The organism is Blastococcus sp. KM273128 (assembly GCF_021698975.1).
Classification (GTDB): Bacteria; Actinomycetota; Actinomycetes; order Mycobacteriales; family Geodermatophilaceae; genus Blastococcus.
Genome location: NZ_SSXA01000169.1, coordinates 1 through 1,087 on the forward strand (window position 1 = coordinate 1; position 1,087 = coordinate 1,087).

A 1,087-nucleotide genomic window follows, 5' to 3' on the forward strand; every position below is an offset into this window, starting at 1 on the left:
GACGTCAACAGCAACCGCACCGGGCTGGCCCAGGAGGCTACGGCCGGTGCGCCGGCGGGCACCTGCCCGGCGACGGTGGCGGCGTCGGCCTCCTACGCCTTCGACAGCGCGGACCGGCTCAAGGTCGATGCGTCCCGGGGAGCGTTGCGGTATGACGCGCTGGGCCGGACGCGGGTGCTGCCATCGATCGACACCGTGGACGGCGGCGGGGATGTGGCGCTGGACTTCCTCGTCGATGACCTGGTGGCGGGCATGAGCCAGGGCGGGCGGACGTCGGTGTTCGGGCTGGATGCCGCCGCGCGGCGGGTGGTGCGCACCGACACCGACCCGGCCGCTCCGGGTACTCGGCGGACGGTCAGCCTTTTCGGCGGGGACGACGACAACCCCGATGTGGTGCAGGAGCCGGACAACAGCTACACCCGCAACATCACCTCCTTCGGTGGGCTGGCCGCGGTGGTGACCAAGAACGGCACCACCGGGGCGGAGGTCACCTGGCAGCTGGCCAACCTGCACGGCGACATCGCCGCCACCGTCCCCGCCGACGCGCAGACACCGGTGGACCTGCGGGTGATCGAGACCACCGAGTACGGCCTCCCGTGGGTCAAGCCCGCCGCCGGCACGATCCAGGCCCGCTACGGCTGGCTGGGCACCCACCAACGCGACGCCTCCACCCCCGGCGGCCTCACGTTGATGGGCGTCCGCCTCTACGCACCCACCCTCAGTCGCTTCCTCAGCGTCGACCCCGTCGAAGGAGGCAACTCGAACGCGTACGTCTACCCGGCCGACCCAGTCAACATGCTCGACTTGGACGGGCGTTGGGGATGGCTGAAGAAGGCCTGGAACCAATCCACCAACTTTGTGCGCAAGAACTGGGTCGATATCGCTCTGACTGCAGGAACGCTGATTCCTGGAGTCGGGGCGATCACTGTGGCGGTCAAGGCCTATCGGCTTGTGCGATGGGCCAAGGCGGGGCGAGCGAACGCTGAAGCTAGCCCGGATCTTTCGCCCGCCCATCGGTGATCATCGGGATGCGACTCGGTGGGCCGCCGGTGCGTGATTCTGGCATTGGGGTGTGACGGTTCGGCCG

Annotated in this window: 1 protein-coding gene; it reads left to right on the forward strand. The window is 69.3% G+C overall.

Annotation, left to right across the window (positions count from 1 at the left end; genetic code table 11):
• On the forward strand, positions 1-1,020 hold a 1,020-nt coding region (locus tag E9529_RS21435), incomplete at its 5' end, for an RHS repeat-associated core domain-containing protein (RefSeq protein ID WP_236833279.1).
• Positions 1,021-1,087: the final 67 nt, after the last annotated feature.